A 22,547-nucleotide genomic window follows, 5' to 3' on the forward strand; every position below is an offset into this window, starting at 1 on the left:
ACTTCACCAAACCCTCAAGCGCTGGCTCACCGCCCGACCCCTCCCGGCTACCACTACCGAACTCCAAGACCTCTTGGACCGTTTCTGCACCTGGTACAACACCGCCCGACCCCACCGGGCCCTCGCACGCGCCACCCCGGCTACCGCCTACACGGCCACCCCCAAAGCCACCCCGACCACGACCACCACCACCGAATGGCGTACCCGCACCGATGTGATCGACCCCTGGGGAAAAATCAGCCTGCGCTACGCCGGGAAACTACGCCACCTCGGGGTAGGACGCGCCCACATCGGTGAACCCGTGTTGATGCTCATCCACGACAACCACGTCATCACCAGCAACGCCACCACCGGACAGATCATCGCTGAACACACCATCAACCCCACCACCAACTATCAACGCCCCCACCCCCGCACCTGAACCCACACCCCCAGACACGACAAAAGGGCCCCGGAACCATGAAGTTCCAGGACCCTTCTGTCATCCATCTACCGACTCATCTGTCAACGATGACCCGACTCAGGACAATCGCGGAGACGGGGGGATTTGAACCCCCGGTCCGGTTTAACCCGGACCCTTCATTAGCAGTGAAGTCCATTCGGCCGCTCTGGCACGTCTCCGTGTCGTTCGTGATGCTCCAGTTCCATGAGAACAGGCTCATCCCAAAACAACGGACGTCAGCTTATCGGCACGGTGCGCGAGCGGTCAAAGCGGCGGGCGCGTCGTTCCCGCCGGGATGCAGCGGCAGCACACCCCGGCGTGGTAGTCATGGTGCGGGGCGTTGTGCTCCGTCCGCTTCCTCCCGAAAGGTCTTCGTCCCGTGCGATCACTCGTCGTCACCGCGTGGTTCCCCGACGCGGAAACCCCCAGCCGTACCCCCTTCATCGTGGAGCACTGTTGGGCGCTGCAGGACGCGGGCCACGACGTCGCTGCGGTGCACGTGTACATCGGCCGCCGCTCGCACGCCACGGAGCAAGAGGTGTACCAGGGCATCCCCGTCACCCGCGTGTGGCTCGATGTGACGGATCCGCGCTCTTACGCGCACCTGACCCGCGTGCTCTCCGCCGGGCTGCGTGGCGCGGACGTGCTGCACACCATGGCCTTCTCCGCGGTCCTGCTGAGCGCGCCGGCCTGGGCCGCGCGCCGACTGCCGTGGGTGCACACCGAGCACTGGAACGGGGTGGTCAATCCCGCGAGTGTCAATCCGCTGTGGCAGCGGCTGGCGTGGCTGCGGCACGCATTGCGACTGCCGCACGCGGTCACGGGCGTGACCGCCGAGCTGTGCACCGAGATGGCGCGTTTCTCCCGCCCCGGGGCGACCCACGTGGTGCCGTGCGTCGTGGAGAATCCGAATCCTGCCGTCGAGTTCCCGGCGAGCCCGCCCCTGCGACTGGTGGGGGTGGGGGCACTCATCGATCGCAAACGCCCCGTCCTGGCGTTGGAGACCGTCGCGGAACTGGTGCGCCGCGATGTGGACGTGCACTACACCCTGGTGGGCAAGGGCCCCCTCATGGAGTCCCTGCGGAAGACCGCCCGTGAGCTGGGCATCGAGAACCGGGTAGAGCTGACCGGGGCGGTCCCCCCGGCGGAGATCGCCCAGCGACTCTCCGACGCGCACATCTTCTTCCTCCCGAGCGCCCAGGAGAACTTCTTCACCGCGGTCGCCGAGGCCATCGCGGCGGGACGGCCCGCCGCGGTCCCCCTGAGCGGCGGGTTCGACGACTACTGCACCCCCGAGAACTCGGTGCTCACCCACAGCTGGGACGTTCCCGTGCTCGCGGATGCGGTCGAGACCGCACGGGACCGCTTCCGTGAGGCCGATCCGGCCGCCATCGCCGCCACGGTGCGCGCCCGGTTCTCCCGCGCGGAGATCGGTGCGCAGTTCTCCCGGCTCTACCGCGCGGTGGCGAGGAATGCATCCGGTCGACACGTGAGTCGATAAACTCCTGGGCGTGATGACTTCCCCCGCCCCCGGTACCCCTTCTCGGCGGTGGCGGGGAATCCTCTTCCCCCCGCCGAATCACGAGAACCGGGACAACCCCCTCGGTTCCTCGTTCGCGTTGACCGTGATCGCCGTGTTCGTGCAGGGACTCTCCCGTTTCGGGTACAGCCTGCTGGTGGGCAACATCCTGGGCAGCGAGATCCTGGGGCGGGTCAACCTGGCCATCTCCCTGGCAATGTTCCTGGTGCTGTTGTGGCCGCAGGCCTCGGGCAACGCGGCGTCCAAGTTCATCGCGATGGCGCGCGGCCAGCAACACCGCGAGGAGCAGCTGTCCGTGGCGGTCTACGCGTCCCGCACCGCGGCGCTGGCCTCCGCGGTGCTGGCCGTAGTGGCGGTCGTGGTGGCCACCTACTTCCTGCACCTGCCCCCGAGCTACGCGTTGTCCGCGGGCCTGCTGGTGATCGCGCTGTCCGCCTACAACTTCGTGCGGGGCGTGCGCACCGGCAACAACCAGTTCGTGACCACGGCCGTGTGGGACTGCATCAGTTCCGGGATCACCCTGACCCTCCTGCTCGTGGTGCTGCTGGGCGGGTACACCCCGCTGCTGCTGGTGCCCCTGAGCCTGGGCTACCTGATCTACGCGATCCCGGGCTGGCCGCGCCGTTCCGGCGGCCCGCTGCCCGCCTCCCTGAAACGGCAGATCAACTCGTTCACGGCGTGGGCCGCGGTCAACATCCTCACCGCCTCGGGCCTGCTGCAGCTGTCCATGATGCTCGGCAAGCACTACGACACCCCCGCCGCGGTGGGCCAGTACTCCGCCGCGGTGAGCATCGCGACGCCGGCCAGCATGCTCTCCTCCTCCATGCTCGTGGCACTCGCGCCGGCCGTGGCCCGCATGTTCACCGCCGGGGACATGGCCGGCATGAAACGGCAGCTCGATTCCATCCTGCGGGTCATGGTGCTCATGTTCCTGCCCGTGTTCGGCGTGGGCATCCTGTGGGCGCCGTACATCATCCACGTGCTCTACAACGCACGCGCCGACGAGTTCACCGGGGCCGTGCCCCTGCTCATCGTCCTGTTCTTCGCGGTCTCCGCCACGAGCTTCAACGCCTCCAACTCGCGGCTCAACGGCGGGGAGAGCTGGGGGGTCCGCGCGCTCGCGGCGTGCAACGCGGTCGGTCTCGTCCTGGGCGTGGTCACGGTCCTGTGGTGGGGCCCTCAGCTCGGGGTCATGGCCGCGGCCATTGGCTACCTGGTGGGTTGCCTCATCAGTGCACTGGGCCCGCTGATCATCGTGTGGGTCTACGACCGCATGAAATGGTCCGGCCTCGTCCTCCGAGTGGTGCTGGGATACGTGCTGATCCTGGCCGGGCTGTGGCTCGTGTTCACGCACCAGAGCCTGCTCGTGACGATCCTGGCGACCGTGGGTTTCCTGGTGCTGTGGTGCGCGATCTCCTGGCGGGATCTCGTCCCGCGCGTGGACATGGTCATGCGCCGGTTCCGCCGCGGCTGACCCGTTCGCGACGGCGGGCGGCTCAGTCCCGCGTCCCCGCGGTGAGCGCCCAGCGGTAGCGCAGCATCTGGACGGCGCTCGCGGCGATCACCCGCAGGGGTGCCTGCCGGCCCAGGACCCGAGTCCAGCGTTCGGTGAGCAGCGCGTCCGGTGTGGCAAAACGACGTCGCTCGGTCAGGGCCGCGAGCAACTCCCGTTCCCCCGTGCCCGGGGACAACAACCGCGCGACTCGCAGGTCCGCGCACGAGAGCTGGTCCGCCACGTGCGGCGCATACCCCGTCAGTTCGCCGAACACGGCGCTCGCCGACCGAGCGTAGTCTGCATCCCACACCCCCGAACGCACGGCGTGTTCCAGAGCTGGGAAGAAGTTCACACGGATGTACTTGAGGATGTAGGACCGCTTCAGCTCGTCCGGGACCCCCGCGAACCAGGGTTCGCGTGTCAGGTCCAGGGCGGCGGCCACCTCGTCGCGTATCGGGAGGGACTGCCGGGAGACCCGCGCGTCGGCATCGGCGTGGACGAGGTAACCGGGCGTGCCCGGCGCGGAGTCGATCCGGCGGGAACCCGCGTAGAGGGCCATGACGAAGGCCTGGTCCTCCCCGGTGCGCACGGACTCGTCGAACCGGGCGCCCATCTGCCGAGCGGCGTCGACCCGGACGAGGCCGAACGCCGAGCTGCGGTACCCCAGGCGGTCCTTGACGGGATCCAGATCCGAGTGACGGAACGGCCTGACGATGGGGGTGATGTCCACCCGCGGGTTCTCGTGGTGCTGGAAGGGCATGACCAGGTCGCTACCGCGCCGCTCGGCGATCCCGAGCCACCGGGTCACCGCGCCGGGATCCAGGGTGTCGTCGCTGTCCAGGAAAGTGATGTAGCGCGCGGCGGTCCGTCGCAGTGCCTCGTTGCGCGGCACGGCCGCGGTACTCCCCCGGTCCTCGGACTCGATGACGTCCACCACGGTGCGTTGCTCAGCGCTCAGCATGGAGTACACCTGCTCGGCGGTGAGGTGATGCGCGACCACCGTGACCCGGCACTGACCCGGGGCCGCGCCGGGGGCCGCACGCAGTGCCGAGGCCACGGCCCGCTGCAACGGCCGCGAGGTGGAGTGGACGGGGATGACGATGTCCACGAGCGGCTGATGCAGGTGTTCGACCATGTCGCAAGGATAATTCACACACGTTTCCCGTTGCCTGGGTGTCCCCTCAAGAGTGCCCGCACCATCCCGCGGCGGACCGACTCACCCCTGGGCGGCGAGTACGAACGGCAGCACCGCGTCCGCCCCGGCGAGGCGCAACTGCCGGGCCGCGACCGTGAGACTCCACCGGCTGTCCACGAGGTCGTCCACGAGCAACACGCTCGCCCGCGGCGCCCGCGCCAACTGCTCTACGAGGTGTTCCGGGACCAGGAACCGGTCCCACACCTCAGCGAGGCGGTAGGCACTGTTGCCACCGTGGGAGCCGCGGGGGACGTCCGGGTTCAGCTCGAGCGAGCCCCAGAACGGCAGGTGCCCCGCGGAGGCGAGCCCGCGGGCCAGGGAGTCCACGAGCTGTGGGCGGGACAGTGACGGCATGGCCACGACCGCGGTGGGCCGCTCCTGCCAGTCCCACTGCGCCAGGACGGTGATGCTCGCGCGTCCCAGATCCGCCGTGACCACCGAATCCACGGGGTCGCCGTGCTCGTCCGAGCGGAAGATCTCCCGCAATCGCTGCCCCCACCCGAGATCGGTGAGCCGGGCCAGGGCGCGGCCGCGTTCGGCGCGTTCCGTTTCCGGGATCTTCCCCTTGGCCTGCAACCCCAAACGGTCCATGCCGGTGGGCCACTGCGCGCGCGGTTCCACGGGGACACCGGCCCGGTGCAGGGCGGCGTCCGCGGCGGCGGAGGCATCGGAATGCACGGTGGTGGGGTACCACGGCCCGGCGCAGACATCACAGCGGCCGCACGGCTCGGCCGTGGCGTCGTCGAGCTGGCGGGTGAGGAACCGCATGCGGCACTCGTCCGTGAACTGGTAGTCCATCATGGCCTGCTGTTCCGCGATCCGGGCCTTGCGCACACGCTCGTAGCGCGGGGCGTCGTAGCTCCAGGGTCGGCCCGTGCTCTGCCAGCCGCCGGAGACCCGTTCCACCGCCCCGTCCACCGCGAGCACCTTGAGCAATAGTTCGAGCGGGGTGCGTTTGATGTTCACCCGCGGTTCCAGTGCCGCGACCGACAGCGGGCCGCCGTTCTCCGCGAGCGCGGTGAGCACGGCGGTGGCCTTCTCCTCGGTGGGCATGGACGCGGTGGCGAAGTACTCCCAGATCTCCCGGTCCTCGCCACCCGGCAGCAGGAGCACGTCCGCGTTGTCGGTCGCGCGCCCCGCACGCCCCACCTGCTGGTAGTACGCCACGGGGGACGACGGCGCCCCCAGGTGCACCACGAAACCCAGGTCCGGCTTGTCGAACCCCATGCCCAGCGCGGACGTGGCCACGAGGGCCTTGACCCGGTTCTGCTTCAGCGCGGCCTCGAGCTCCTCACGTTCGGCGGCGTCCGTGCGACCGGTATAGGCCGCGACGGGATGGCCCGCCTCCGTGAGCGCGCGGGCGGTGTCCTCCGCGGCCCCGATGGTCAGCGCGTAGATGATCCCGCTGCCAGGAAGCTGGTCCAGGTGTTCGAGCAACCACGCGAGCCGTGTGGCGGTGGAGGGCAGTCGCAGCACGCCGAGCCGCAGGGACGCGCGGGACAACGGACCGCGCAGGGTGAACACCTCGCCGCGGTACCCGGAACCCACCCCGAGCTGTTCCCGGACGTCCTCGATCACCCGTTCGTTGGCGGTGGCCGTGGTGGCCAGTACGGCCACGGAGTCCGAGAGGTCCGCGAGCAGGTCCTTGATCCGCCGGTAGTCCGGGCGGAAGTCGTGACCCCAGTCCGAGATGCAGTGGGCCTCGTCCACGACGAGCAGTCCGAGCCGGGAGACGAGCTGTGGGAGCTGCTCGTCCCGGAACCGGGGATTGTTGAGGCGTTCCGGGGACACCAGCAGGACGTCGATCTCGCCGCGATCCAGGGCCGCGGAGATCTCCGCCCACTCGGTGGGGTTGGCGGACGAGATGGCCGCCGCACGCACACCCGCGCGCTGGGCCGCCGCGACCTGGTCCCGCATGAGTGCGAGCAGCGGGGAGATGATCAGCGTGGGGCCGTAGCCCTGGGCCCGCATCAACAGCGCGGACAAGAAGTACACCGCCGATTTCCCCCACCCGGTGCGCTGCACCACGAGTGCCCGCCGGTGCTCCTGGACGAGTGCGGAGATGGCCTCGAACTGGCCGGGGTGGAAATCGGCGTGCGGGTTCCCCGTGAGCTCACGGAGGTGATCCAGGGCTCGGTCCCGGAGGGATGCGGTGTTCTCGTGCGCGGGCGCGGTCATGACTCGAGTGTCCCAGCAGGTTCGGACACGCAGAAGCGACCGGAAAGCCCACCACGGCGCGAGGTGCGGCCCTCGGCGTCAGCTCCGTGGCACCGGGCCCGGCGTACGACCCGTTAACGCGTTGCGTCCGCTGCGCCAGGACTCATTCCCCCGAAGGAGTCCATGCGGCGCAGCGGACGCACATGCCGGAGAACCGGCGCGGATCAGGTCCGCTCGAAGCACATGCCCCCCGGCATGAACCTCGTACCGTCGCCTCACGGGTGACCCGGACACACCACGCCCCCCAGCGTGGAACGCGTACGAATCTGTGGTGGACGTGCGGCCCGTATTCCCCCCGGTCATGACCGCGCATCACTCATTTGCCCGTGTTGCGACATGTTCATGCTGGCACGCCGGCACCGGGATTTCCAGCGCTCGTCGGAACGCGCAGCGCGCATCGCTGTTTTGTGGACAAACCAACTCACCCGCATGTTCTCCCATGTCGGAGGCCGGTTCCCCGCGTCCATTGCGCACAATCATGCGGAGAGCGGCGGTCATTCGTAGCGCAAAATGGGGACAGCCGAAAGGCCCCGGGCTGCCCTCCCGGGGGCCTTGTTCAGCTCTCGTCGCCGTCCTTCTCGACCCGTTGGGCGTCCCGCTGACCGTGAGTCAACCGCTCGATGTCCGCGTGGCTGTCGAAGTTCGCCCCGAGAGCACCGGCGATCGTGCCGAGCGATGCGGAGAGCCACGCGATGTCCACGTAATTGCTCAGCGAGGGAGAGACCCCGATCACGGATTGCATGTATCCGGCTTCGATCACCACCAGAGCGGCCACGAGGATCCCCGCCATGAGCACGGTGTAGACCGTGAGAACCGTCACGAGCAGCGTGGCGATCGTGGAGGCGTTGTACATCGCGGCCTCGACGCGACTGCCGAGCCGCCGGGACTGGTCCCACAGGCGGTTGCTGAACATCAGCCACCCCACCATGGCCCCGACCGCCAGGAGCGAGATCAGCGCGAGCCGCCACGAGGGCAACGCCTGGGACATCTGCCAGATGGAGGAGTAGAACACGCCGAACGCGCCGGTGGCCGATGCCGCCGCCCACATGCGTTTGAGCTTGGTGACGTCATGGAACGGCTGGTTGGTGCGCACCATGCCCAGAACCAGGCGGATCCGGCCTGGCCACCACCACGGGGACGCGATGAACACGGAACGCCCGGTGTCCACGTCCTGCTCGTGGACCACGCCGAAGCGCACGCGCCGGTCCTGCGCGTCCGGGAGGTCCTGGTGGGCCAGCGTGTCCAGGGAGTCGAAGACCGCGCGTTCGAGTTTGGTCGTGAGTCCCAGCCAGCCCAGCGCGGGCAGCGAGATGATCACGAGCTTGTCCTCGAAGTGCAGCGCCGCCATCTTGGGCAGCTTGCCCGCCCGCCGCGGGATCTCGGTGATCACCACCTGGAAGTCGGCCTCGCCCTCGCGCGACCACGCCCGCACGGCGTCCACGTCCAGGCTGTTGTCAGGGCGCAGGGGGATGGTCCTGTCCCGCCGCACGAGCCGGTAGTCCCCGAAGTCGTCCCCGCCGTGGCGTTGCTGCAACCTGCTGAAGATCGCGGAGCACAGCCCGGGATCGGTGAAGACGTCTACGCGATAGGCCGGGTCCATGCGCCCCATGATCCCAGCCCGTCCGCGTGAGCGACAATCGACAGTGGACTTACCGTCGCGTGACTCGCCCCGCGCAGATGCCCGGGCACACTGGTGCCATGGACATGACCGTGACCCGCACCGGCCCCGCTCGCCCCGCGGACGTGTGGCGGCACTACGAGCACCTCGACCTGTGGACCGTGTGGGCTCCCCATCTCACGAACGTCCGCGCCGATTCCGAGACCCTGACCCCCGGCACCTCGGGCGTGGTCACGGCCCTGGGTGTGGTGCCCGCGGCGTTCCGCGTGTTGAGCGTCCGCGCCACCCTGCATTCGTGGTCCTGGCGCGTACGCGTGGGTCCCGTGACACTCGAGCTCACGCACGACGTCGCTCCCACCCCGAGCGGCGGTTCTCGCGCGGACGTCCGGATCCACGGTCCCGCCCCCGTCCTGCTGGCCTACCGCCCACTCATGGGCTGGGCGCTCGCGCGCCTCGTACGGGTCGGCCCGGCGCACTGAGCGCGGCTCAGCCAGAGGCGCTGCACGCGGGCAGGTCCGGGGCGCCGAAGGCCGCTCGCCCCGGGCCCCGAGTGCGAGCTGACACGGAAATGCCCCGCGCGATCGTGATCGCCACGGGGCACATGGTCTCCGGTTCCGGGAGGTGGTGCGCCCTGTGGGGCTCGAACCCACGACCCATGGATTAAAAGTCCACTGCTCTACCAACTGAGCTAAAGGCGCGTGCCCGGCCGCGAGTTCCCGCCACCGAGCACGGCTACTCTACCGCAGCGCGGGCGCATTTCCAGTTCGGGAAGCGGCCTCCCGCGCGGCACCGGCGGCAATCACGGGCGGGTCCAGCGGTACGCACCGCACGGCGCGACGAGCCACCGCGCCGTCGCCCGCTCCGCCGCGGAGTTCATGGCACGACGACGCTCGGGCGGGGTCCTCGGCGAGCGCACCTCGGCGGTGTCGTCGAGCACGGCGTGGGCGAGCGCGGCGTCGGCGAGCGCCGCGTGGGCGAGCGCGGCGTCATCGTCGACCGGGCCCGTCCGCGATATGGGACCCTGGGAGGAGACGACACCCGGGGCGTGCGCAGCCCGCCGCCGGGTCCCCGCCGAGCCTTCGAGGAATGACCCATGAGCACCGTCGCGATGTCCAAGCTGGGCCCCTCCCCCGTCACCGAGTACCTGCGCCGCGTGGTGGAGGACCTGCGCCCCCTCACGGACGGCACGGTGAACGACTCCGTCCCGGAACTCGCGCGCGCGGACGAGAACATCGTGGGCATCGCCGTGGCCACCGTGGACGGCGCGCTCTACCAGGCCGGGGACACCAAGCTCGAGTTCTGCATCCAGTCGATCTCCAAGGCCTTCACGTACGCGCAGGCGCTCACGGACCGCGGCGCGGAGGGCGTGTTCGAGAAGATCGACGTGGAACCGAGCGGTGACGCCTTCAACGAGATCTCGCTGCAACCGGAGACGGGGCGCCCCGCGAACCCCATGATCAACGCGGGGGCGATCGCCGCGACGTCGCTCGTGCGCAACACGTCCCACGGCACGCGCATGGAACGAATCCTGCGCTTGCATTCCCGCTGCGCGGGCCGGCAGTTGCGCATCAACAAGAACATCCAGTCGCAGGAGCACACGGCCGGGGACCGCAACCGCGCGCTGGGCTGGCTGCTCGCGTCCCGGGGGATCATCGAGGGGGACCCCACGGGCGCGCTCGAGGACTACTTCGGTCAGTGCTCGATCATGCTCAACTGCGTGGACCTGGCCCGTATGGGGGCCACGCTCGCGGCCGGCGGGCGCAACCCCGTGACCGGTGAGCGCGTCCTGGAGTCTGAGGTCGTCTCGGACGTGCTGTCCGTGATGAGCACGTGCGGGATGTACGACGACGCCGGGCGCTGGGCCATGCGCGTGGGCCTGCCCGCCAAGTCCGGGGTCAGCGGCGGTGTGGTGACCGTCCTCCCGGGGCAGCTCGCGGTCGCGGTGTTCTCCCCGCCCCTGGACCGCCACGGCAACTCCGTGCGGGGCGTGGCCGCGTGCGAACGGCTCACCAAGGACCTGGACCTGCACTTCGCGCGCACCGAACGCAACGGGCACTCCACGGTGCGCTCCGAGTACACCCTGGCGGAAGCGCCGTCGTTGGTGCGGCGCAACGAGGCCGCGACCGAGGTGCTCGACGAACACGGCGAGGACGCACGGATCATCGAGCTGCAGGGGGACCTGCGATTCGCCGGGGCCGAGACCGCGGTGCGCACGGTGCGCGAGGCCGCCCGCCGGTCCAGCTACGTGCTCGTGGACATCCGACAGGTGGACGACATGGCGCGCTTCGTGCTGCCCATGCTCAGCCGCACCGCCGAACAGATCGAGAAGACGGGCCACCACATGGTGCTCATCGCGGAGAAGAGCGGCGAGAACACGCGGAACCTGGAACACCCGCTCACGGTCTTCGCCACGCGCGCCGAGGCCCTCACGTGGGCCGAGGACCAGATCCTGGAGCGCTTCGGCGGCCCCGAGTGCACCCCGGACAAGGTGCACTCCACCCGTTCCGAACTGCTGAGCACGCTCGGCGAGGAGGACGTGGAGCGCATCCGCTCACGCACCGAGTCCGTGGACTGGAAGGCCGGGACCACGGTGTTGCGCACGGGCCAGAAGTTCAACGGCGTGTACATGGTCACGTCCGGCAACGTGGAGGTCTCCCGGCGCTCACCGCAGGGTGACCGCGTGGAACTGGAGGTGATCGGCCCGGGGATGAGCTTCGGTGAGATCGCCCTGGGTACCAATATGCGCCACCTGGTGAGCTTCACCGCGCTCACGGACGTCTCCGCGCGCAGGCTCTCCCCGGAGGCGATCCAGGAGATCGAGGAGGAGGACCCCCGGCTGGCCCTGCGGTGGTGGCGCGCGGTGTCCCAGCAGGCCCTGCTGCGCATCGAGGAACGTTGGCGTCAGCAGGCCGGGGAGACGCACACGGTCGACTGATCCGCCGAGCCCCGTGAAAGGTGCGCGGCGTACACTCGGGCGCATGTCCGAACGCCGCACGCATCATTCGCCCGTGAAGTTCTCCCCCGAGAAGTTCGACGCCCACGAGGGCGGCACGGACCCCGCCCGAGTGTCGGAGGCGGCCCACCTGGCCGCGCAGGCGCTCGTGTCGCGGGGCCGGGAATCCGCGGATCCGGTGGTCCACGATCGCCTCGTTCGGCTCACGGACGAGCAGGGTCTCGAGGGGATCGCGGAGATGTGGGCGCAGGCCCCCGCGGTGTCCCTCCCGGGTGCGCTGTGGCGGCTCTACGCGCTGCGCGCCGCCGCCCGCAAGGACCCCTACCGCATGGGCCGCTGGTTCGCCGCGGGCAAGCAGACCGCGCAGGTGTCCAACGTAGTCGCGGGCGTCGCGGACCCGCCCGGCGCGGAGGAGATCTGCGAGGTCGCGGACGCCATCCTCTCCGGCGCGTTCGACGGCGAGTTCGACGTCGCTCTCGAACGTTCCGCCGCGTTCTGTCGCGTGATCGCCACGGGCCAGGAACGAACCCTGGACATCTCGAGCCTCGGCGTGCGCGATCCGTGGCGCCGCATCCCCCGCCTGATCCGCACCGCGGAGGAACTCGAGTCCGCGGCCGCCGCGTGGCGCAGGGGTGCGCTCGAGTAAGGGTCTGCCCTCCGCGGGGCGTCCTCGTCCGGACGGACCGCTTTGCGGCACCCCCGGGGTCGGGGATTATGATGGCGGCAGGTGTCGGGCCGTGGCAGCCCCGGGCTCCATCATTTAGCCGCTACGAGCGGCCTTCCGCCGAGAGGCGCTCCCGGTCCGGCACCGCCCCCCCCCTCAACAAGATCCACATGTCTCCCCGGTTAACTTTCGTTCGGTACAGTGACGGCCGAAAGGTGAACGGTTCAACGGGAGGACGAAACGGATGGCCTTTCGGATCTTCCCGGAGGACGAGCGGGTGACCGAGCTCCTGGTCCAGATGTCCCAGTGCGTGGGCACCGCGGTGGATCAGCTCGCCGAACACATCGGGCAGATCGACAAGACCTGGCAGCGCCCCATCACGGACCTCCTGGACACCGAGGACCGCTGCACCAACCTTTACTTCTCCCTGATGACCACCACGCGCTCCTCGTACGTGGTGCCCATCCCGCGTCAGGACGTCTACATCTTGGGGCAGTGGCTGTTGCGAGCCGTCCAGTGCCTCGTGGCGAGTGCCGAGACCCACCAGCTGTACAAGCTGGAGCGGCCCACCTCGCACGCGACCGAGCAGCTCGCGGTGATCCAGCACATGTCGCTCATGACCACCAAGGCCATGGGCCGGCTGACCAGCTTGAACGAGCTGGACGACTACTGGTTCGAGATGATCCGTCTCACGCGCCAGGCCGAACGGACCCACCGGGTGTACCGCGCGAGCTTGCTGGATCAGTTCAAGACGGCCCAGGCCATCCGCCGCATGGACGCCGCCCGCCAGCTCTTCGATGCCGCACGCGCCCTGGGCCAGGTCTCCGCAGAGGTGGGCCGGATCCTCGTGGCAGAGTCCTGACTCGCCGTGACAGAGTTACTGGCCGTCGTAGGCATCCTCCTGACCCTGGTCTTAACGGTCGTCAACGGTTTCCACGACGCCTCCAACGCCGTGGCCCTGCCCGTACGGTTCAACGCCCTGACACCCCGTGTGGCCCTGTGGACCGGAGCGGTGTTCAACCTCATGGGCGCCCTCCTGGTGGGGCTGGTCCTGGACCGGCTGATCTCGTTCGAGATCCCCATCCCCCTCAACGACGCGGGCGTGGTGGCCCTGTTGTGCGCCCTGTTCACGGCCATCGGGTGGGACCTCCTCACGTGGTGGTGGCGCATGCCCACGTCCTCCACCGCCGCGATCGGCGGCGCCGTGGTGGGTGCTCTGCTCGGAGCACGCGCCGCGGGGCTCTACGACGAGCACCTGGCCATGGGCTCCTACTTCTCCTGGAACGTGCTGCTGCCCCTGCTGATCTCCCCCGTGATCGCGTTCGGGCTCGCGTTCCTGCTGGTCGTGCCCATCGTGTACCTGGTACGCCACGAGACCCCGGGACGCGTGAACTTCCGCGCCGGGGTCGTGCAGGCCACGGGTGCCGCGGCCATTCACTTCGGACACGGGATCCAGCACGCCCGGCGCACGCTGTGGATCCTCTTGGTCCTCCTGCTGATCGTGAACCCCAACCTCTCCCGGGACAGCATCCCCGTGTGGCTCACGGTGCTCGTGGGGGCGTGTCTCGCGTTCGGTACCCTGCTGGGCGGCTGGCGGATCTCCTACACCCTCTCCGCACGCATCGTGACGCTGGATCCCCTGCGCGGAGCGGCGGCGCAAACGGTGTCCGGCGCCCTGCTGTTCGTAGGGGGGTTCCTCTCCCCCATTCCGCTCTCTACGTCCCAGACCACCACCGCAGCGATCCTGGGCGCGGGTTCCGCCCAGAAGTTCCGCACCGTGTATCACGCCACCGTGCTGCGGGTCATCGCCTCGTGGGTCGCCACGGTCCCCGTGTGCGGCCTGGTCTCCGCCATCCTGTTCCTGGCGGCCTCCCCGCTGATCCAGGTCCCCGCGGCCTGATCCGTACCCGCGGTTCGCTCGGGGCACGCGTCACGATCGGGGGCACGCGGAGGCTGACGACGTCGCACGGTGCGGATCGCTGCGCGCTCCCGGTGCGTGCGTCGTCGTACCCCCGGGTCCGGCCGGAGCGCCGTCGTACCCCCGGGGCCGGAACACGAACGGCGCCCTCCGTCCTGGAGGGCACCGTTCGCGTGCGCGAGGACGCGGATCAGCCGAAGCGGCCGGACACGTAGTCCTCGGTGTCCTTCTTCTGCGGGTTGTTGAAGATGTCCGTGGTGGGCGCGTACTCGATCAGACGGCCGGGCTTGCCCGTGCCCTCGATGTTGAAGAACGCGGTCTTGTCCGACACACGAGACGCCTGCTGCATGTTGTGGGTCACGATCACCACGGTGTAATCGGTCTTGATCTCGTTGATCAGGTCCTCGATCGCGAGTGTGGAGATGGGGTCCAGCGCGGAGCACGGCTCGTCCATGAGGATCACGTCCGGCTTGACCGCGATCGCGCGGGCGATGCACAAACGCTGCTGCTGACCGCCGGAGAGACCCGAACCGGGCTTGTCCAGGCGGTCCTTGACCTCGTTCCAGAGGTTCGCGCCGCGCAGGGAGCTCTCCACGAGATCGTCCGCGTCCTTGCTGGAGATGCGCTTGTTGTTGAGCTTCACGCCCGCGAGCACGTTGTCCCGGATGGACATCGTGGGGAACGGGTTGGGGCGCTGGAACACCATGCCCACCATGGAGCGCACGGTCACGGGGTCCACGCCTTTGCCGTAGAGGTCGTCCCCGTCCAGCAGCACCTTGCCCTGGGCGTAGGCACCCGGGATCACCTCGTGCATGCGGTTGAGGGTGCGCAGGAACGTGGACTTGCCACAACCGGAAGGACCGATGAACGCGGTGACCGAGCGGGGTTCGATGTTCATGCTGACGTCCTGGACCGCCAGGAAATCGCCGTAGTAGACGTTGAGGTTTTCGACGTCGATGCGTTTCGACATGGGTGTGTTTCCTTAGATCGGGTGGTCGGTCGGCGCTCAGCGGCCGGCGGTCTTGGGAGCGAAGGCCCTGGCGATCAAGCGTGCCACGAGGTTGAGCAGCATCACGATCACGATCAGGATCAGCGCCGCGGCCCAGGCCCGCTGCAGGGACGGATCGGGGTTCGTGGGCGAGGTGGGCGTCATGATCTGGTAGTAGATGAACGTGGGCAGCGTGGTCATCCAGCCGGAGAACGAGTTCCAGTTGATGGCCGTGGCGAAACCCGCGGTCACGAGCAGCGGCGCCGTCTCACCGATCACACGGGCGATCGCGAGGGTGACACCCGAGGCGATACCCGAGATGGCCGTGGGGATGACCACCTTGAGGATGGTCCGCCACTTGCGCACGCCCAGCGCGTAGGACGCCTCGCGCAGTTCGTTGGGCACGATCCGCAGCATCTCCTCGGTGTTCTTGACCACCGTGGGGATCATCAGCACGGTCAACGCAACCGCTGCCACGAACCCGGTACGGGTGGACGGGCCGAAGATCATGCCGAACAAGGCGGCTGCGAACAGACCCGCCACGATGGACGGGATGCCGGTCATGACGTCCACGAAGAACGTGATGGCCTTGCCGAGCCAGCCACCGCGGGAGTACTCCACGAGGTAGATCGCGGTGAGCAGACCCACGGGCACGGACATGAGCGTGGCCCAGAAGGTGATGGACACCGTGCCGACGATCGCGTGGTACGCACCACCGATCACGCTGCCGGGAGCATCCGCCTGGTTGTCATGGAAGCCCGTGACCCCGTTCATGGAGGTGAACAACATGTTGGAGGTCAGTCCGGGGATGCCGTTGACGAGAACCGTCCAGATCACCGATATCAGCGGGATCACGGCGAGGATGAAGGCGGCGTAGACCAGGAAGGTCATGAGCGAGTCGGTGCCGGAACGAGAGCCCTCGATCAGGCCCACGGCCAACGGGCCGACCACCAGGAAGATCACGGCGGCGAACAGGGCCCACAGGGCGATGCTGAAGCCCACCAGGGCGGCGAGCGCCGCACCCGCCACGATCGCGGCCACACCGATGACCGGGACGAGCCACTTGGGGCGCTGACCGCGGGTGAGCTTGGACTGGCGGACGGGTGAGGTTCCGAGTTGGGTGGACGTGGTCATCAGTTGGCCCCCGAGAATTCCTTGTAGCGAGCGATGATGGCGCGGGCGATCATGTTGACCACGAGGGTGATCAGGAACAGCACCAGACCGGCCGCGATCAGTTCGGACAACCGCAGGCCGTAGGCCTCGGGGAAGTTCAGCGCGATCTCCGCGGCGATCGTCTGGTTACCGGACTTGATCAGGGACGCGATCATCGGCCCGGAGGAGAGCACCAGGGCCACCGCCATGGTCTCGCCGAGCGCACGGCCCAGGGCCAGCATGATCGAGGAGATGATCCCGGGGCGCGCGAACGGCAGCACGGACATCCGGATCATCTCCCAACGGGTGGCGCCCAGGGCCAGCGCGGCCTCCTCATGGAGCTTGGGGGTCTGCGTGAAGATCTCGCGGGACATGGACGTGATGATCGGCAGGATCATGATGGCCAGCACGATGCCCGCGGTGAGCATGGTCTTACCCGTCTGGGACGCGGGCCCGTCGAAGATCGGGATGAAGCCCAGGTTCTCGGCGAGCCAGTTGTACAGCGGCACCAGCGCCGGTGCCAGCACCGTGGCACCCCACGCACCGTAGATCACGGACGGGATGGCCGCGAGCAGGTCGATCACGTAGCCCACCGGCTTGGACACCTTGGCCGGTGCGTAGTGGGAGATGTAGAGCGCCACCAGGATGCCCACGGGCGTGGCGATCAGCAGGGCGATCACCGCGGCGATGAGCGTGCCCACGATGAGCGGCCAGATGTAGTGGAAGAAGCCCTGCCCACCGGTGATCTCCTCGGCGGGGGCGGCGAACGTGGGCAGCGCCTGCAGCAACAGGAACAGTGCGACGGCCGCGAGCACCGCGAAGATCAGGATGCCCGCGGCCAGGCTGAGTCCGGAGAAGACGGAGTCACCGGCACGTCCGGCCGAGGACTGCCGGGTCCCCGGTTTCTGTGCGCTGATGGTGGTGGACATGGACCAGTCCCTTCGATCAAGGTGTGGAACGAGCTGAGCGGTGGCCTCGGACAGCATAGGACGTGACGGTCCGAGATGACCGCGTGCGTGGCTGCGGCGCCGACGCGCGATAACACGCCGGCGCCGCACTCACACGTCGTCGGGGCGGATCAGCCCTTCGCGGTGATGGAGTCCACGGCCGCCTTGGCCTGGTCGCGCAGGGTCTGGCTCAGCGGGGCGGAACCGGCGGAGTCCGCAGCGGCCTTCTGCCCGTCCTCGGAGATCACGTAGTTCTCGAAGGCCTTGACCAGGTCCGCGGTCCCCTGGGAGTCGTACTGGGAGCACACGATGTGGTAGGAGATCAGCACGAGCGGGTACGCACCGGATTCCTTGGTGTCGCGCTCGATGTCGATCGCGAGGTCGTGCTCGCCGCGGCCCTCGGCCTGGGCGGAGACCTCGACGGCCTTCGCGGCGGCCTCGGGCGAGTGGGTCACGTACTGGTCGCCCACCTTGATCGCGGCGGTGCCGAGATCGCCCACGGCGGAGGAGTCCGCGTAGGTCACGGCACCCTCGGTGCCGGAGGTCGTGGAGACCACGCCGGAGGTGCCCTTGTTGTTCTCCGCCGCGTACTCGGAGGGCCAGGCCTGAGCCGGGTCCTTAGTCCACTCCTGCGGAGCGGCCTTGTGCAGGTAGTCGGTGAAGTTCTCGGTGGTCCCGGAGTCATCGCTGCGGTGGACCACGGTGATCGGGGTGTCCGGGAGGTCGGCGTCCGGGTTCTGCTGCTTGATCTGCTCCGCGTTCCAGCGCTTGATCTCACCCTTGAAGATCTTGGCGATGGTGGGGGCGTCCAGGTTCAGGGACTCGATACCGGGCAGGTTGAACGCCACGGAGATCGGGGAGATGTAGACCGGCAGGTCCATGGCGCCGTCGGGGCCGCACTGCTGCTTGGCCTGCTCGACCTCGTCGTCGGAGAGGTAGGCGTCCGAGCCGGCGAAGTTCGCGCCGCCCGCCAGGAAGGCCTTGCGCCCGGCGCCGGAGCCGTCCGGGGAGTACTGCACGGTGGAGCCGCTGTTGGCGGACTGGAAGCCGTTCTGCCACGCGGTCATGGCGGCCTGCTGGGAGGACGCCCCGATGCCGGTCAGCGTGCCGGACACGCCGCTGCTTTCGCCCGAGCCCCCGCCGCTGTTGGCGTTGCCGGTGGCGTTGTCGGAACCGCAAGCGGTCAGAGCGAGGGCACCAATGGCCAGGACTGCGGCCGAACGGCCGACATGCGAAACCTTCACTGTTTTTCCCTTCGAAAGCGTGAACCGGCTAACCCGGTGGGTGTGGACGGCCGGGTCATGGCGTCCATCGCCGCTGCGTCCGCAACGCGCCCGGGAATCACCGTAGGCAGGCGATATTGACAGATTCGGCCGGGAAGGTGAACTGGCGGTTAACAACCCCCGTGACCGCCGCCACCCCGTGCCACGACGCCGCCCGGTCACGCGTCCCGCACGGTACACGTCCGTCCGATGCGCCCGCCTAGGATGGGAGCCATGGCGTCCTCGGAAGCAGCTCAGCACCGCTCCCGATTCCGCCGTGTTCCCGAGGTCGTGGGCAAGCGCGGGCGCTCCGGCTGGGCACGCATGACGTCCGGTTTCTTCCAGGCCGTGCAGATGACCGTGGCGGCCGTGGGCGCGTACGTGATCGCGGAACGGCTGCTGGGCCATCACGGCCCCATCTTCGCCGCGACCGCCGCGCTCGTGTCCCTGGGGTACGCCAAGGGCGGGTTGCGCTACCGCCGGGTGCTGGAGGTCTCGATCGGGTGCACCCTGGGGATCGTGATGGGCGATCTGCTCATCCACGTCCTGGGCCACGGTGAGTGGCAAGCGGCCATCGTGTTGCTCCTGTCCCTGTTGCTCGCCCGGTTCCTGGACAACGGCGCGATCTTCACCACGCAGATGGGGCTGCAGTCCGTGCTGGTGGTGCTCCTCCCGCCGTCGCAGGACGGCGTGTTCGCGCGGTCCCTCGACGCCGTGGTGGGGTGTCTGTGCGCACTGCTCCTCGCGTACGTGATCCCCCAGGACCCGCGCCGCGAGCCGCGCCAGGACCTCAGCAAGCTCATCGTGGAGTTCACCCAGGTGCTCGCGGACTGTTCCCGCGCGGTCTCGGACACCGATTCGCGCCTCGCGTGGCACGCCCTCGTGCGGGCTCGTCAGACGCAGCCGTTCGTGGACTCGGTGCGCTCGGGGCTCACGGCCTCCCGGGAGATCGCCCACGCCTCCCCCCTGCACCGCCGGCACCGCCGCGAGATCGACGACCTGAGCGAGAGCATCCGGTACGTAGACCTTGCCGTGCGTAACTCGCGCGTGTTCGCCCGCCGCCTCGCGTCCGTCCTCAACCGCGTCTCCCTGTCCGACGACGCCGTGGCCTCCCTCTCCGAGACCCTCGCCGATCTCTCCGACGCCATTCTCAGCCTGGGTCACACGTTCTCCGTGAGTCATCCCCAGACCCGTGAGAGCTATCTGCGCCAGACGCGCAACGAACTGATCTCCGTGGCCGGTCGCCTGGAACCCGGGCTCATGGGTGTGCGGACCATGGAGGGCGAGGCGCTAGTGCTGCTGATCCGCCCGCTGGTCGTGGACCTTTTGGAGTCCACCGGGCTCACCCACGAGGAGGCGATCCGGTACCTGCCCACGCTGGGCGGTCGGTGACCAAGCCACGGATCCGTGCCGCTTATGCGCGTCGGATCCGCCCCCTACGGTGACAGCATGAGCGCGAAGACCCGGAAGCCGTCCGTTTCCTACCGGTGCACGGAATGCGGCTGGACCACGGCCAAATGGGTGGGCCGGTGCGGTGAGTGCCAGTCCTGGGGCACCGTGCAGGAGATCTCCACGGACCAGGAACACGGGCGCACCCGGGCCGCGGCCACGGTCGCGGTGCCCGCGCAACCCATCGGCCAGGTGGATTCCTCGGTGGCCCGGTTCACCCCCACGCGCGTCACCGAGTTCGACCGCGTCCTGGGCGGAGGACTCGTGCCCGGTGCGGTCATCCTGCTCGCGGGGGAACCCGGTGTGGGCAAGTCCACGCTGCTGTTGGACGCGGCCGCCAAGGTCGCGGGCGGGCCCGATCCCCGCACCGTGTTGTACGTGACCGGGGAGGAGTCAGCGGCGCAGGTCAAACTGCGGGCCGAACGCATCGATGCCCTCTCGGAAAAGCTGTACCTCACGGCGGAGACCGACCTCTCCGCGGCGCTCGCGCAGGTCGAGGCCCTGAAACCGGAACTGTTGATCGTGGACTCTGTGCAGACCCTGGCGAGCCCGGAGATCGAGGGGTCGGCGGGCGGGGTGAGCCAGGTGCGGGAGGTCGCCGCGAGCCTTATCCACGCCGCCAAGACCCGGAACATGACCACCCTGCTCGTGGGACACGTGACCAAGGAGGGTTCGATCGCCGGTCCCCGGTTGCTCGAACACCTCGTGGACGTCGTGTGTCAGTTCGAGGGGGACAAGCACTCGCGCATCCGCTTGTTGCGGGCCGTGAAGAACCGGTTCGGCCCCACGGACGAGGTGGGCTGCTTCGACCTCGAGGAGAACGGCATCCGCTCGGTCTCGGACCCGTCCGGCCTGTTCGTCTCCCGCACCCCCGTCCCGGTCGCGGGCACGTGCCTGAGTGTCACCGTGGAGGGGCGCAGGCCGCTGCTCGCGGAGGTCCAGGCCCTGCTGGACAAGTCCAGCACCGCGCAACCCCGCCGGGCCACCTCCGGCCTGGATGGTTCCCGGGTAGCCATGCTGCTCGCGGTGTTGCAGCGCCGGGCGGGCGTGGCCCTCGCGACCATGGACTGCTACGTGTCCACGGTGGGTGGTGTGCGGCTCACCGAACCCGCCACGGACCTCGCGGTGTGCATGGCGCTCGCGTCGGCCGCGCAGGACCGGCCACTGCCCCAGCGGCTCGTGTGCTTCGGGGAGATCGGACTGGCCGGTGAGGTCCGCCCCGTGCCCGAGATCAATCGCCGGATCCAGGAGGTCGCCCGGTTGGGCTTCACCCACGCCGTGGTCCCGGCGTCCCCCAACGGACCCGGCAAGATCCCGCCGGGCTTCTCCGTGCGTGAGGTCACCACCGTCTCACAGGCCATGGAGTTGCTCTTCCCGCCGCGGCAGGGCTGAGTCCGACGCGGTACGGCCGAGTTCGGCGCGGCAGGGCTGAGTCCGGCGCGGTACGGCCGAGTCCGCCGCGGCAGGACTGCAGGCGACATCGCAGGGGACGAGCTCGCCGCGGCAGGGCCGAGCCCGAGCACACATGCCGCGCGGGGCATGTTGGCATTCGGGCCGTGCGAGCGCACATAGAATGAGGCCGTGGTGAAATCGCACGAGACTGCCCTGAGACGGGCCCTGGCCAGGGTCTCCCCCGGTACCGAACTGAGGACGGGGTTGGAGCGCATCCTCCGGGGCCGAACGGGCGCGCTCATCGTGCTCGGTTTCGACCGCTCCGTGGAGTCGCTGTGTTCGGGTGGGTTCGACATCGACACCGAATTCACCCCCACCAAGTTGCGCGAACTCGCCAAGATGGACGGGGCGATCGTGTGCGACAAGGACGCCACCCGCATCCTCAAGGCCGGGGTCCAGCTCATGCCGGACGCGTCCATCCGCACCCAGGAGTCCGGCACGCGTCACCGTTCCGCCGAACGCACCGCCAAGCAGACCGGTGTGCCCGTGATCTCGGTCAGCCAGTCCATGAGCGTCATCACGATCTACGTGGCCGATTACCGCTACGCGATCGACGGTTCCCAGGCCATCATGGCCCGCGCGAACCAGGCCCTGCAGACCCTGGAGCACTACAGCAACCGCCTCGAGCAGGTCCTGGGCAGCCTCTCGGCGCTCGAGATCGAAGCCGCCGTGACCGCCCGGGACGTGGCCCTGACGCTGCAGCGCATGGAGATGGTGCGCCGGATCTCGGATGAGATCGGGTGGTACGTCCTGGAACTCGGCTCGGACGGGCGCCTCATCTCATTGCAACTCGAGGAGCTCACGGCCGGCACGGGGCCGGGTCCCGGCGTCGTGCTGCGGGACTACCTGCCCGAGGCCACCACGACCGAGGTCATCACGGAGTCCCTGGACCGCCTCGCCCGGTTGTCCTCCACCGAACTGATCGATCTGCAGCGGGTCGCTGTGGCCGCGGGTCTCACCGGGCCGCAGGGCAACTTGGAGGTGGATCTGCACCCCCACGGTTACCGGCTGCTCGAAGGCATCAAGTCCATGCCGCGTGCGGTGGCGAAACGGCTCGTGGCCCAGTTCGACGGCCTGCAGTCGTTGATGGCCGCCAACCTCGAGGATCTGATGTCCGTTGAGGGCATCGGCGAGCAGCGTGCCCGTACCGTGCGCGAGTCCCTGTCCCGTATGGCGGAGACGAGCCTGCTGGAACGGTTCATGTAGCAGTCCGGGTGGCCCGGTCTCCTACGCAACCCGCGTGCTGCCCGCTCAT

19 protein-coding genes and 2 tRNA genes are annotated in these 22,547 nt (G+C 68.9%); 11 read left to right on the forward strand and 10 right to left on the reverse strand.

Features of this window, described 5'->3' with window-relative positions:
* Positions 1-421 (forward strand): integrase core domain-containing protein (locus tag AS25_RS15425; protein WP_035959118.1); only part of this gene is annotated, 421 nt, incomplete at its 5' end.
* Between the two features lie 111 nt (positions 422-532).
* Here AS25_RS15425 and AS25_RS00135 read toward each other — a convergent pair.
* Positions 533-621, reverse strand: a tRNA-Ser gene (locus AS25_RS00135).
* A 200-nt stretch (positions 622-821) separates the two neighbouring features.
* On the opposite strand from AS25_RS00135, the gene AS25_RS00140 reads away from it, so the two are divergent.
* Entirely contained in the window at positions 822-1,943 is a 1,122-nt protein-coding gene (locus tag AS25_RS00140) for a glycosyltransferase (RefSeq protein WP_035959119.1), read from the forward strand.
* A gap of 13 nt (positions 1,944-1,956) precedes the next feature.
* A complete protein-coding gene (locus AS25_RS00145) occupies positions 1,957-3,456 on the forward strand; it encodes a lipopolysaccharide biosynthesis protein (protein WP_035959120.1) in 1,500 nt (499 codons plus the stop codon).
* Positions 3,457-3,478: 22 nt separating this feature from the next.
* Here the strand turns inward: AS25_RS00145 and AS25_RS00150 are convergent, their stop codons facing one another.
* The 3 genes from AS25_RS00150 to AS25_RS00160 all read right to left on the reverse strand — a co-directional run bounded on the left by AS25_RS00150 (position 3,479) and on the right by AS25_RS00160 (position 8,489).
* Positions 3,479-4,612 carry a glycosyltransferase gene (locus AS25_RS00150; RefSeq protein WP_052160574.1) on the reverse strand — a complete coding sequence of 378 codons (1,134 nt, stop codon included), beginning with the start codon at positions 4,610-4,612 and terminating at the stop codon, positions 3,479-3,481.
* 81 nt (positions 4,613-4,693) lie between these two features.
* A complete protein-coding gene (locus tag AS25_RS00155) occupies positions 4,694-6,850 on the reverse strand; it encodes a RecQ family ATP-dependent DNA helicase (RefSeq protein ID WP_035959123.1) in 2,157 nt (718 codons plus the stop codon).
* A 595-nt stretch (positions 6,851-7,445) separates the two neighbouring features.
* On the reverse strand, positions 7,446-8,489 hold the full coding sequence (locus AS25_RS00160) for a hypothetical protein (RefSeq protein ID WP_216594089.1): 1,044 nt from the start codon (positions 8,487-8,489) through the stop codon (positions 7,446-7,448).
* A 98-nt stretch (positions 8,490-8,587) separates the two neighbouring features.
* On the opposite strand from AS25_RS00160, the gene AS25_RS00165 reads away from it, so the two are divergent.
* The gene (locus AS25_RS00165; RefSeq protein WP_035959134.1) at positions 8,588-8,986 is read left to right on the forward strand and encodes an SRPBCC family protein; all 399 of its coding nucleotides are present in this window, start codon (positions 8,588-8,590) and stop codon (positions 8,984-8,986) included.
* A gap of 143 nt (positions 8,987-9,129) precedes the next feature.
* Here the strand turns inward: AS25_RS00165 and AS25_RS00170 are convergent.
* Positions 9,130-9,205, reverse strand: a tRNA-Lys gene (locus AS25_RS00170).
* A 101-nt stretch (positions 9,206-9,306) separates the two neighbouring features.
* Complete coding sequence (locus AS25_RS14460) at positions 9,307-9,444, reverse strand: hypothetical protein (protein WP_156960850.1); 138 nt, start codon at positions 9,442-9,444, stop codon at positions 9,307-9,309.
* Positions 9,445-9,600: 156 nt separating this feature from the next.
* On the opposite strand from AS25_RS14460, the gene glsA reads away from it, so the two are divergent.
* The 4 genes from glsA (at position 9,601) to AS25_RS00190 (ending at position 14,024) form a co-directional block, all read left to right on the forward strand.
* Positions 9,601-11,442, forward strand: coding sequence for a glutaminase A (glsA, locus tag AS25_RS00175; RefSeq protein ID WP_035959135.1), 1,842 nt, complete (start codon positions 9,601-9,603; stop codon positions 11,440-11,442).
* Positions 11,443-11,485: 43 nt separating this feature from the next.
* Complete coding sequence (locus AS25_RS00180) at positions 11,486-12,106, forward strand: hypothetical protein (protein WP_035959140.1); 621 nt, start codon at positions 11,486-11,488, stop codon at positions 12,104-12,106.
* A 262-nt stretch (positions 12,107-12,368) separates the two neighbouring features.
* A complete protein-coding gene (locus tag AS25_RS00185; RefSeq protein ID WP_035959144.1) occupies positions 12,369-12,986 on the forward strand; it encodes a hypothetical protein in 618 nt (205 codons plus the stop codon).
* A 6-nt stretch (positions 12,987-12,992) separates the two neighbouring features.
* Complete coding sequence (locus AS25_RS00190) at positions 12,993-14,024, forward strand: inorganic phosphate transporter (RefSeq protein WP_035959146.1); 1,032 nt, start codon at positions 12,993-12,995, stop codon at positions 14,022-14,024.
* A gap of 208 nt (positions 14,025-14,232) precedes the next feature.
* Here AS25_RS00190 and pstB read toward each other — a convergent pair whose 3' ends face one another.
* The 4 genes from pstB to pstS all read right to left on the reverse strand — a co-directional run bounded on the left by pstB (position 14,233) and on the right by pstS (position 18,373).
* Positions 14,233-15,012, reverse strand: a complete 780-nt coding sequence (gene pstB, locus AS25_RS00195; RefSeq protein ID WP_035959148.1) for a phosphate ABC transporter ATP-binding protein PstB — start codon at positions 15,010-15,012, stop codon at positions 14,233-14,235.
* Positions 15,013-15,048: 36 nt separating this feature from the next.
* Positions 15,049-16,164 carry a phosphate ABC transporter permease PstA gene (gene pstA, locus AS25_RS00200; RefSeq protein ID WP_035959152.1) on the reverse strand — a complete coding sequence of 372 codons (1,116 nt, stop codon included), beginning with the start codon at positions 16,162-16,164 and terminating at the stop codon, positions 15,049-15,051.
* Positions 16,164-17,111: a phosphate ABC transporter permease subunit PstC gene (pstC, locus tag AS25_RS00205; protein WP_035959156.1), complete on the reverse strand. Its 948-nt coding sequence runs from the start codon at positions 17,109-17,111 to the stop codon at positions 16,164-16,166. The genes pstA and pstC overlap by 1 nt, the downstream gene beginning before the upstream one ends.
* Before the next feature lie 149 nt (positions 17,112-17,260).
* The gene (gene pstS / locus AS25_RS00210) at positions 17,261-18,373 is read right to left on the reverse strand and encodes a phosphate ABC transporter substrate-binding protein PstS (protein WP_035959158.1); all 1,113 of its coding nucleotides are present in this window, start codon (positions 18,371-18,373) and stop codon (positions 17,261-17,263) included.
* A gap of 252 nt (positions 18,374-18,625) precedes the next feature.
* Between pstS and AS25_RS00215 the strand changes: the two genes are divergently transcribed.
* The 3 genes from AS25_RS00215 to disA all read left to right on the forward strand — a co-directional run bounded on the left by AS25_RS00215 (position 18,626) and on the right by disA (position 22,498).
* The gene (locus tag AS25_RS00215; protein ID WP_035959161.1) at positions 18,626-19,783 is read left to right on the forward strand and encodes an FUSC family protein; all 1,158 of its coding nucleotides are present in this window, start codon (positions 18,626-18,628) and stop codon (positions 19,781-19,783) included.
* 57 nt (positions 19,784-19,840) lie between these two features.
* A complete protein-coding gene (gene radA / locus AS25_RS00220) occupies positions 19,841-21,232 on the forward strand; it encodes a DNA repair protein RadA (protein ID WP_035959309.1) in 1,392 nt (463 codons plus the stop codon).
* A 189-nt stretch (positions 21,233-21,421) separates the two neighbouring features.
* Entirely contained in the window at positions 21,422-22,498 is a 1,077-nt protein-coding gene (gene disA / locus AS25_RS00225) for a DNA integrity scanning diadenylate cyclase DisA (protein ID WP_035959163.1), read from the forward strand.
* Positions 22,499-22,547: the final 49 nt, after the last annotated feature.

It is taken from the genome of Kocuria marina (genome assembly GCF_000786655.1).
In the GTDB taxonomy this organism is placed as follows: domain Bacteria; phylum Actinomycetota; class Actinomycetes; order Actinomycetales; family Micrococcaceae; genus Kocuria; species Kocuria marina_A.